The following is a 10310-nucleotide window of genomic DNA, read 5'->3' on the forward strand; positions in this document are numbered from 1 at the left end:
CGACCCGCCCCCGCCGCGAGCGGCCACGCCGCCGCGAACGGCCCGGCGGTCACCGAGCCCGCCCCCGACGGTTCGGGCGCCGCCTCCGGAGCCGGGGGTTCCGGTGTCGGCGTACCACCCGCCTCCGGCCTCGGTCCCGGCGCGGTGCCGCCGTGGGAGCGCACGCTGGCTCCCGGGGAGTCGCTCGACCTGACGACCGTGCTCGGGCCGCTGACGATCCCCAACCCGGTGATGACCGCGTCCGGGTGCGCGGCCAACGGCGCGGAGCTGCATCGCTTCTTCGACGTCTCCACCCTCGGCGCGTTCGTCACGAAGACCGTGCTGGCCGACCCGCGCGCCGGCCGCGGCACGCCGCGGATGGCCGAGACCGCCAGCGGCATGCTCAACTCGATCGGGCTGCAGGGCCCCGGCATCGACGCCTTCGTCGAGAAGGACCTCGCCTGGCTCATGTCGGCGGGCGCCCGGGTCATCGTCTCCATCGGCGGCAACGACCCCCGCGAATTCGCCACCGTCGCCAACCGGCTCGCCGAGAGCCCCGCGTTCGACGCGTGCGTCGGGGTCGAGGTCAACATCTCCTGCCCCAACGTCGCCAACCGCGGACTCGTCTTCGCGTGCGACCCCGCCGCGACCACCGAGGTCGTCGACCGGGTGCGCACCCAGGTGCCCCCGGGCATCCCGATCCTCGTCAAGCTCAGCCCCGACGTCACCGACATCGTCGCCATCGCGCGCGCCGCCGTGCACGCCGGCGCCGACGGCCTGACGATGATCAACACCCTGCTCGGGCTCGAGATCGACACGCTGACGATGCGGCCCGCGCTGGCCGGGCTCACCGGCGGGCTCTCCGGCCCTGCGGTGCGGCCCGTCGCGCTGCGCGCCGTGTGGCAGGTCTACGCGGCGATGCAGGCCGGCGACGTGCCCGCCCGCCCGATCGTCGGGGTCGGCGGCGTGCGCACCGGCCGCGACGCCCTCGGCTTCCTCGCCGCCGGCGCCACCGCCGTGCAGGTCGGCACCGCGATCTTCAACGACCCGCACGCGCCCGTGCGCGTGCGCGACGAACTCGCCGAGGAGCTGCGCGCCCGGGGCCTGGCCTCGCCGGCCGACGCCGTCGGCCTGGCCCATCGACGGATTCCGGAGCCGCGCTCATGACCGACGACCAGACCGCCACGCGGCCGTTCGGGGCCCGCCTCACCGCCGCCATGGACGAGCACGGCCCGCTGTGCGTCGGCATCGACCCGCACCCCGGGCTGCTGTCGGCCTGGGAGCTGCCCGACGACGTCGCCGGCCTGGAACGCTTCGCGATGGCCTGCGTCGAGGCGCTCGGCGGCCACGTCGCCTGCGTCAAGCCGCAGTCGGCCTTCTTCGAGCGGCACGGGTCGGCCGGCATCGCCGTCCTCGAACGGGTCGTCACCGGCCTCGCGCAGGCGGGCACGCTGTGCCTGCTCGACGTCAAACGCGGCGACATCGGCTCGACGATGGCCGGGTACGCGCAGGCCTACCTCGCCGACGGCCCGCTCGCGGTCGACGCGATCACCGTGTCCCCGTTCCTCGGGTACGAATCCCTGCGCCCGGCGCTGGATCTGGCCGCCGCCAACGGCCGCGGCGTGTTCGTGCTGACGCTGACCTCGAACCCCGAGGGCCGGCGGGTGCAGCACGCCCGCGCCCCCGTCTCCGAGGGGCAGGTCGGCTCGGCGACCGTGGCCGGCGAGATCATCGCCGCCGTGTCGGCCGAGAACAACGCGGCCCGGGCCCGCACCGAACTCGGCAGCGTCGGCATGGTCGTCGGCGCCACCATCGCCGACGACATCGAGCGACTCGGGCTCGACTTCGAGTCGGCCAACGGCCCGCTGCTCGCGCCGGGCATCGGGGCCCAGGGCGGGTCCGGCCAGGAGCTCGCGCGAGCCGTCGGGGTGGCGAGCCGCGCGATCCTCGCCTCCAGCAGCCGCGAGGTGCTCGGAGCCGGGCCCGACGTCGCGGCGCTGCGGGCGGCCGCCCTCGACACCGCCGCCCGCCTCACGCAGGAGCTGCGTCCGTGACGGCCCCGGACCGGGACCCCTGGGAGGAGCTGCTCGACCTGCGGCACAGCATCGACAACATCGACGCCGCGCTCGTCTACCTGCTCGCCGAGCGGTTCCGCTGCACGCAGCGCGTCGGGCACCTCAAGGCGTCCGCGGGGCTGCCGCCGGCCGACCCCGAGCGCGAGGCGCAGCAGATCGAGCGGCTGCGGTCCCTGGCCGAGACCGCCGACCTCGACCCCGCCTTCGCGGAGAAGTTCCTCGCGTTCGTCGTCGAAGAGGTCATCCGCCACCACCGGGCGATCGCGGCGGGGGAGACCCCCGAACGAGGCTGACCGCCTCCCGCTCGGGCGACCGCCGCCCAGAACCGGCACGAAACGCGAACGACTCTGTGGTTCAGCGCAACTGGCCCGGCCACCGGCTCCGGGAGCCGGTTCGTTCGGGATGGGCGCGGCCGGGCTCAGGCGGGCGATTGCACAGGCCCGTGCGGACAATTCCCGGGACTGCCGACGGTGACAAAAGGCCCGCTCATCGCGGGATCGGGGCCGGTAACAGCCGTGGTCGCATATTGTGCGTCCTGTCGTTGCGCACATCCGACCTGGTCGCTAGGTTCGTTGGGAACACCGACCCTGCACGTGGTTACCAGGCTCAGGGGCAGCGACGCCGCCTCGCCCGCCGAGTCAGACCGAGGAGACACCGTGGCCCTACCCCAGCTGACCCCGCAGCAGCGCGCGGAAGCACTTGAGAAGGCCGCCGCGGCCCGCCGCGAGCGCGCCGCGGTGAAGAACCGCCTGAAGTCCTCGCAGGGGTCGTTGTCCTCCGTCATCAAGGAGGGCAAGACCAACGAAGTCATCGGCAAGATGAAGGTGTCCTCGCTGCTGGAGTCGATGCCCGGGGTCGGTCGGGTGCGGGCGCGCCAGATCATGGAAGAGGTCGGCATCTCCGAGACGCGGCGGGTGCGCGGTCTTGGCGCCAACCAGATCGCGGCCCTGCTCGACCGTTTCGGCGAGGCCTGAGATCCCTCCCGCACCGCAGACGCACTCCGCCGGCGCCGACGCGCCCGGCGGAGCGTCTGTGCCCGGGGGTGCTTCGCCCGACGCCACGTCCGCCCCGAGTCGACCTCGGCACGCGACCCGGCCGGTGCGCCTCGTTGTGCTCGCCGGGCCGACGGCGGTCGGTAAGGGCACGGTCGCGGCCTGGATCCGAGCCCACCGCCCCGACGTGTGGCTGTCGGTGTCGGCGACCACCCGCCACCCGCGGCCCGGTGAGATCGAGGGCCGGCACTACCACTTCCTGTCCGACGCCGAGTTCAGCGCCCGCGTCGAGGCCGGCGACTTTCTCGAGTGGGCCACCGTGCACGGCCGCAACCGCTACGGCACCCTGCGCGGCCCCGTCGAGAAGGCGTTGACCGCCGGCACCCCCGTGCTGCTGGAGATCGACCTGCAGGGCGCCCGGCAGGTGCGCGAGACGATGCCCGACGCCGTCTTCGTCTTTCTCGCCCCGCCCAGTTGGGACGAACTCGAACGCCGCCTCGTCGGCCGCGGCACCGAGAGTCTGGCCGAACGTGAGACCCGGCTGGCGACCGCTCGGGTCGAGCTGGCGGCCGCCTCCGAGTTCGACCACGTCATCGTCAACGACGATGTTCGGCGAGCGAGCGAGGAACTCGTATCATTGATGGGTTCGCCCGCCCCGCCGGGAGACCACCGCGGCACCGACCGGCCCGCCGACGCGCCCGCGGCGCTGTGCGCGGGGCCCGGCGCGGGCACCGCCTGAACGCACCTCTACCAGAAGGCAGATACCTTGTCCGGCACCATTGCCCAGCCCGAAGGCATCACCAACCCCCCGATCGACGAGCTGCTCGACGTCGCCGACAGCAAGTACGCGCTGGTCATCTACTCCGCCAAGCGCGCCCGCCAGATCAACGCCTACTACAGCCAGCTCTCCGAGGGCCTGCTGGAGTACGTCGGCCCGCTCGTCGAGACCCAGATCCACGAGAAGCCCCTGTCGGTCTCCCTGCGCGAGATCAACGAGCGCCTGCTGACCTCCACGCCCATCGAGGCCTGAGCCCGCGATGAGCCGCATCGTGCTCGGGGTGGGCGGCGGCATCGCCGCCTACAAGGTGGCCGCCCTGCTGCGGCGGTTCACCGAGACCGGGCATGACGTCACGGTCGTGCCCACCGCCGCCGCGCTGCGGTTCGTCGGCGCACCCACCTGGTCGGCGCTGTCGGGCAAACCCGTCACCCCCGACGTCTTCGACGACGTCCACGAGGTGCGGCACGTGCGGCTCGGGCAGCAGGCCGACCTCGTCGTCGTCGCCCCCGCCACCGCCGACCTGCTCGCCAAGGCCGCGCACGGTCTCGCCGACGACCTGTTGACGAACGTGCTGCTCACCGCCCACTCCGGCGTCGTGCTGGCTCCGGCGATGCACACCGAGATGTGGCAGCACCCCGCCACCGTCGCCAACGTCGCGACCCTGCGCGCCCGCGGCGTGCGCGTCATCGAACCCTCCTCCGGGAGGCTGACCGGCGTCGACACCGGACCCGGCCGCATGCCCGAGCCGGAGGAGATCCACGCCGTGTGCCTCGAGGTGCTCGGCGCGCAGGCCCGGGCGGCTCGGGCGACCCCGACCCCGCCGCTGACCCCGACCCCGACCCCGGCCGAGGGCGCCGACGGCTCTGCTGGCCCCGAGGCTGTCCAGGGTCCCGTCGGCTCCGTGGGCACCGTGGATTCGGTGGAGTCCGGGAGTACCGGGGAGCCGGGGGAGCCGGGGGAGTCGGTGGCCCAGTCGGTGGCAGCCCTGGCCGCCTCCGGTCCCGCGCTGTACGCCGTGCCGGAGAGCGGGCTGGCGGGGCGTCGGGTCGTCGTCAGCGCCGGCGGCACCCGCGAAGCGCTCGACCCCGTGCGTTTCCTCGGCAACCGCAGCTCCGGCAAGCAGGGTTACGCGCTCGCCCGGACCGCCGCCGCCCGCGGCGCGCGCGTCACGCTCGTCGCGGCCAACGTCGAGCTGCCCGACCTGGGCGGCGTCGACATCGTGCGGGTCGAGTCCGCCCTCGACCTCCAGCGCGAGGTCGACGCGCGATTCGACGGGGCCGACGTCATCGTCATGGCCGCCGCCGTCGCCGACTTCCGGCCCGCCTCCTACGAGGAGGCCAAGATCAAGAAGTCCCACGACGCCGGCCACGAGGACGACGCGCCGATCATCCACCTCGTGCGCAACCCCGACATCCTCGCCGGGCTCGTGGCGCGCCGGCGCGAGGAGGGCACCGACTCCCCGCTCATCGTCGGATTCGCCGCCGAGACCGGCGACGCCGAGGGCGACGTGCTCCACCACGCCCGGCGCAAGCTCGCGCACAAGGGCTGCGACCTGCTCGCCGCCAACGAGGTCGGCCGCGACGTGACGTTCGGCAAGGACGAGTCGACCGTGCACCTGCTGCGCGCCGACGACCCCGGCGACCCGGTCACCGTCGGGCCCGCCTCCAAGGACGTGCTCGCCGACGGCGTGTGGGACGCCGTGGAGGGGCTGCTGTCTCGCTGACCGCCCTGTGACGGCTCGTTGACCGCTGGAAGTGCGCGTTCGGCGGTGCGAGCGGCGACGCGCCGCGTCCACACGATGGGCGTGACAAAGCTGCCGGCCGGGCGCGGATAGAGTGGTCCGGGTTGTGCCGTCGGCCGTTTCGCGGTCGCCGACCGCTCCATCCGATTTCCCGACACCGCAGGAGTAGTTCGTGTCCCGCCTCTTCACGTCCGAGTCCGTCACCGAGGGCCACCCGGACAAGATCTGTGACCAGATCAGCGATGGCATCCTCGACGCCATGCTCGGCCAGGACCCGCACGCGCGGGTCGCCGTCGAGACCATGGTGACGACGGGCCTGGTGCACGTGGCCGGCGAGGTCGCCACCACCGGCTACGTCGAGATCCCCAGCCTGGTGCGCAAGACGATCATCGACATCGGCTACGACTCCTCGGTCAAGGGCTTCGACGGCAAGACCTGCGGCGTCGAGGTCTCCATCGGCGAGCAGAGCTCCGACATCGCCCAGGGCGTCGACACCGCCTACGAGTCGCGCACCGGTGGCATCGACCCCAAGGACAAGCAGGGCGCCGGCGACCAGGGCCTGATGTTCGGGTACGCCTCCAACGAGACCCCCGAGCTCATGCCGCTGCCGATCCACCTCGCGCACCGCCTCGCCGAGCGCCTCACCGCCGTGCGCAAGTCGGGTCAGATGGCCTACCTGCGCCCCGACGGCAAGACCCAGGTCACCGTCGAGTACGACGGCAACACCCCGGTGCGCCTCGACACTGTCGTGCTGTCCACGCAGCACGCCGAGGACGTCAGCCTCGAGGCCCTGCTGCAGCCCGACGTCGAGCAGTACATCATCAAGCCCGTGCTGCAGGACCTGGCCGACGCCGGCCTGAAGCTCGCGCAGGACGACTACCGCCTGTTCGTCAACCCGACCGGCAAGTTCGTCGTCGGTGGCCCGATGGGTGACGCCGGCCTGACCGGCCGCAAGATCATCGTCGACTCCTACGGCGGCATGGCCCGTCACGGCGGTGGCGCCTTCTCCGGCAAGGACCCGTCGAAGGTCGACCGCTCCGCCGCCTACGCCACCCGCTGGGTCGCCAAGAACGTCGTCGCCGCCGGGCTGGCCGACCGGTGCGAGGTGCAGGTCGCCTACGCCATCGGCAAGGCCCAGCCGGTCGGTCTCTACGTCGAGACCTTCGGCACCGAGACCAAGCCGCTGGACGTCATCGAGAAGGCCATCGGCCAGGTCTTCGACCTGCGCCCGGCCGCCATCATCGAGGAGCTCGACCTGCTGCGCCCGATCTACCAGGTGACGGCCGCCTACGGTCACTTCGGCCGCGAGAGCTCCGCCGAAGTGAGCAACGCCTTCACCTGGGAGCGCACCAACAAGGTCGAAGAGCTGCGCCGCGCCGCCGGCTGAGTTCCCTGAAAACTGCGTGTCGTGGTCGGAACTGCGGTTCGTGCCGCAGGTTTGACCGTGACACGCAGTTTTCGGCGTGGTGGGGGTGGGTTGGTCGGTCGGCTCAGGCGGTCGTGCCGGGCTCCAGGTAGGAGCCGGCGGGTAGCTTCACGCGGGGCGCGATGACGCTCTGGCGGCCGACGATCGAGATCGCGTCCGGGTCGGGGAGGCGGGTGCCCGTCTCGACCCCGACGCGCGACCCGGCTCCGAACTCCACGAGGTGGTCGACGATCGCCGTGCCGACGAACGCGCCGCGGAGCACGGTGACGTCCTCGAAGAGTACGCTGTCGACGACCTCCGCGCCCGCCTCCACGGTGACACCGGGACCGAGCACGCTGCGCACGACCCGCCCCGAAATGTCGCAACCGGGTGACACAAGTGAGTCGACGAGTTCGGCGCCCGCCCGCACCTGCGCGGCCACCCGGGTGGTCGTGTAGCCGAGCATGGGCCAGTCCCGGTCGTCGAAGAGGTCGACCTTGCCGTTGATGAGGTCACGGTGGGCGCGCAGGAACGACTCCGGCCGGCCGACGTCGCGCCAGTAGCCGGTCAACGGGTGGGCCACGACCGTGTGGTGCTCCATGAGGTACGGGATGAGCACATCCCCGAAATCGCCGAGGCCGGTGTCGTTGTCGTCGCCACTGCTGTACTGCGCATGTAGTACACCGAGGGCTTCTTCGAGGATCAGGGGGTCGTAGACGAAGACCTCGGTGGCGACCACGGAGCCCTTCGGCGTCGACGGCTTGTAGTCGAAGCCTGTGACAACCGCGCCCGGCTCGTCGGAGGCGGTCTGCACGACGGCGTGGTTGACCGCCTCCGTCTTGCTGAGGTCGTAGGTGAGCATCGTGCACGCGGCCTTCGCTTCCAGGTGGGTGGCGATGAGCTCGCGAAAGTCGGAGCGGTACACGTGGTCGGCCGACAGCACGAGCAGCGCGTCGGGCTTGGCCTGGCGGATCTCGTGGCGCATGCGGCGCAGCAGGTCGGCGTTGCCCTGCGCGAAGCCGCTGCGCTCCTCGCCGCGGCCCTGCTCGGGGCCGAGCACGAGCAGGCCGCCGCGGGTGCGGTCCAGGTCCCACGGGCGGCCGCCTGCGACCGCGCGTTCGATGTCGCCCGCGTGGTACTGCACGCAGACGAGCACGTCGGTGATGTCGCTGTGCGTGAGGTTGCTCAGCGGGATGTCAATGAGCCGGTGGGTGCCGCCGAAGGGGAGCACGGGCTTGGGCCGTTCGCGGGTCAGCGCGTCGAGCCGCGAACCCTGGCCACCGGCGAGCACCATGGCGAGGATGCGGGGGCGGGTCATGGTCACGAGGTACCCCTTCCGAGTGGGTCCACACGCCGAAATGGGCACAGTACCTAGTGGGGACGTTGTTCAGGCGCGCTGGGCGCGGGCGGCGTCAGCGAGCTTGTCGGTGGTCTGGGATAGAAAGTTCGACATGGTCACTGCAGCGGGCACCGGGGCGGGCGAGTCGCCGCGCGAGGCGTCCGCGCGTGCGCTCGACGAGCCGGCGCCTCGTGCGGTTGGTTCGCCTCGTGCGGTTGGCGTGCCTGGTGCGGCTAGGGTTCCGGTGGCTGCGGCGTCCGGGGAGCACGGTGGTGCCGAACCGACGCTGCCGGGGGTGGCGCTACCGGAGTCGGGGCCGGAGGGTGCCCGTCCGCGCACCGCGACCCGCGCGTCGGGGCACGACCTGCCCGACTCGCAGGCCCTCGCGCAGCGGCTGCCGGTCGCGCGACTGCTCGTCGACGTCGTGCCGGCGCACCTCGACCGCCCCTTCGAGTACCTCGTGCCCGCCCACCTCGACGACCTCGTGCGCGCGGGGGTGCGCGTCAAGGTGCGGTTCGCCGGGCAGGAGGTCACCGGTTACGTGCTCGAGCGGGTAGCGGAGCCGGACCATCAAGGCAGGCTGAGCCCGATCCGGCGCGTCATCGGCGCCGACGCCGTGCTGACTCCGGCCCTCGCTGCGCTGGCGACCGAGCTGGCGGCCGGCCACGCCGGCACCCGGGCCGACGTGCTGCGGCTGGCGATTCCGCCGCGTCATGCGCGGGCCGAGAAGGCGTGTGCGCCGGAGGTGGTCGAGTCGGCGGAATCGGCCGAGGTGGACCGGCGACCAGTTGGGGCGGCTCCCCGGGTGGCCGCTGCCGACACCGAGCCGTCGGGGGAGGACGAGGCCGGGTCTGGGAGCGGGGCCGGGGGCGACGAGCCCGACATCGGCCCGTGGAGCCGGTATCCCGCCGGGGCGAGTTTCGTGCGCCGGCTGCGGGCGGGGGAGTCGCCCGCGGCGGCCTGGAGCGCGCTGCCGATCGACGGCGGAGACTGGGCGCAGGCCCTCGCGGTGGCCGCCGCCGCGACGCTGGAGTCGGGGCGCGGCGTGGTCATCGTGGTTCCCGATCATCGGGATGTCGGGCGGGTCGACGCGGCGCTGACCGCCCGGTTGGGCTCGGGCCGGCACGTGCGGCTCACCGCCGATCAAGGACCGCAGGCGCGCTACTCCGCCTGGCTGGCGCTGCTGCGTGGGCACGTGCGCTGCGTCGTCGGCAGCCGCGCCGCGGCCCTGGCGCCGGTGCGCGATCCGGGGCTGTGGGCGTGGTGGGACGACGGCGACGACCTGCACGAGGAGCCGCGGGCGCCCTACTTCCACGTGCGCCAGGTGCTCTCGACCCGCGCCCGCCTCGAGGGCGGCGCGCTGCTGACCGGGGGGTTCGCCCGGTCGGTGGCCGTGCAGGAGCTGGTGCGCAGCGGGGCGCTGCGCGAGATCCTGCCCGAACCCTCGACCCGGCGCAGCCTGTCGGCGCGGGTGCATGTCGCCGGGCAGGGCCAGGAGGAGGAACGCGACGGCCCCGCCGTGCGCGCCCACCTGCCCTCCTCGGGGTGGCGGGCGGCGCGCGAGGCACTGAGCCGCGGCCCGGTGCTCGTGCAGGTCCCGCGCCGCGGATACCTGCCCGCCCTGTCGTGCGCGCACTGCCGCGAACGCGCGCGCTGCCCCGCCTGCCACGCGCCGCTCGCAGTCGGCGCCGCCCAGGGGGCACCGACCTGCGTGACGTGCGGCCTGGAGGCGCGGCAGTGGCAGTGCCCCGAATGCGGTGGGCGGCAGCTGCGCCGTAGCGCGGTGGGGGCGCGCCGCACCGCCGAGGAGCTGGGCCGCGCCTTTCCCGGCACCCCGGTGCGCACCTCCGGCTCCGGGGAGGTGCTGGAACGGGTGCCACCGGCTCCCGCGCTGGTCATCGCCACGCCGGGGGCCGAACCGCTCGTCGAGGGCGGCTACGCGGCGGCGCTGCTGCTCGACGCGTGGGCCGTGCTCGACCGGCCGACGCTGGACGCGGGGGG

The 10310-nt window shown here is 73.4% G+C and carries 10 protein-coding genes; 9 read left to right on the forward strand and 1 reads right to left on the reverse strand.

Annotation, left to right across the window (positions count from 1 at the left end):
* Positions 1-198: 198 nt before the first annotated feature.
* From PINTE_RS18175 to metK, 8 genes are all read left to right on the forward strand, one after another.
* Positions 199-1146, forward strand: a complete 948-nt coding sequence (locus PINTE_RS18175) for a dihydroorotate dehydrogenase (protein WP_306304871.1) — start codon at positions 199-201, stop codon at positions 1144-1146.
* Positions 1143-2033, forward strand: coding sequence for an orotidine-5'-phosphate decarboxylase (pyrF, locus tag PINTE_RS18180; RefSeq protein ID WP_068433585.1), 891 nt, complete (start codon positions 1143-1145; stop codon positions 2031-2033). The genes PINTE_RS18175 and pyrF overlap by 4 nt, the downstream gene beginning before the upstream one ends.
* The gene (locus tag PINTE_RS18185; protein WP_068433586.1) at positions 2030-2347 is read left to right on the forward strand and encodes a chorismate mutase; all 318 of its coding nucleotides are present in this window, start codon (positions 2030-2032) and stop codon (positions 2345-2347) included. The genes pyrF and PINTE_RS18185 overlap by 4 nt, the downstream gene beginning before the upstream one ends.
* Before the next feature lie 363 nt (positions 2348-2710).
* On the forward strand, positions 2711-3028 hold the full coding sequence (gene mihF / locus PINTE_RS18190) for an integration host factor, actinobacterial type (RefSeq protein WP_068433587.1): 318 nt from the start codon (positions 2711-2713) through the stop codon (positions 3026-3028).
* 124 nt (positions 3029-3152) lie between these two features.
* Positions 3153-3785, forward strand: a complete 633-nt coding sequence (gmk, locus tag PINTE_RS18195) for a guanylate kinase (RefSeq protein ID WP_245643046.1) — start codon at positions 3153-3155, stop codon at positions 3783-3785.
* 27 nt (positions 3786-3812) lie between these two features.
* Positions 3813-4076, forward strand: coding sequence for a DNA-directed RNA polymerase subunit omega (rpoZ, locus tag PINTE_RS18200; RefSeq protein WP_068433589.1), 264 nt, complete (start codon positions 3813-3815; stop codon positions 4074-4076).
* 7 nt (positions 4077-4083) lie between these two features.
* A complete protein-coding gene (locus PINTE_RS18205) occupies positions 4084-5547 on the forward strand; it encodes a bifunctional phosphopantothenoylcysteine decarboxylase/phosphopantothenate synthase (protein WP_068433591.1) in 1464 nt (487 codons plus the stop codon).
* Between the two features lie 190 nt (positions 5548-5737).
* Positions 5738-6952 carry a methionine adenosyltransferase gene (gene metK, locus PINTE_RS18210; protein WP_068433593.1) on the forward strand — a complete coding sequence of 405 codons (1215 nt, stop codon included), beginning with the start codon at positions 5738-5740 and terminating at the stop codon, positions 6950-6952.
* Positions 6953-7055: 103 nt separating this feature from the next.
* On the opposite strand, the gene PINTE_RS18215 is transcribed toward metK, so the two are convergent.
* The gene (locus tag PINTE_RS18215; protein WP_068433595.1) at positions 7056-8288 is read right to left on the reverse strand and encodes a glucose-1-phosphate adenylyltransferase family protein; all 1233 of its coding nucleotides are present in this window, start codon (positions 8286-8288) and stop codon (positions 7056-7058) included.
* 265 nt (positions 8289-8553) lie between these two features.
* Between PINTE_RS18215 and PINTE_RS18220 the strand changes: the two genes are divergently transcribed.
* On the forward strand, positions 8554-10310 hold a 1757-nt coding region (locus PINTE_RS18220; protein ID WP_157087350.1), incomplete at its 3' end, for a primosomal protein N' family DNA-binding protein.

Source organism: Piscicoccus intestinalis NBRC 104926 (genome assembly GCF_001515525.1).
Taxonomy (GTDB): domain Bacteria; phylum Actinomycetota; class Actinomycetes; order Actinomycetales; family Dermatophilaceae; genus Kineosphaera; species Kineosphaera intestinalis.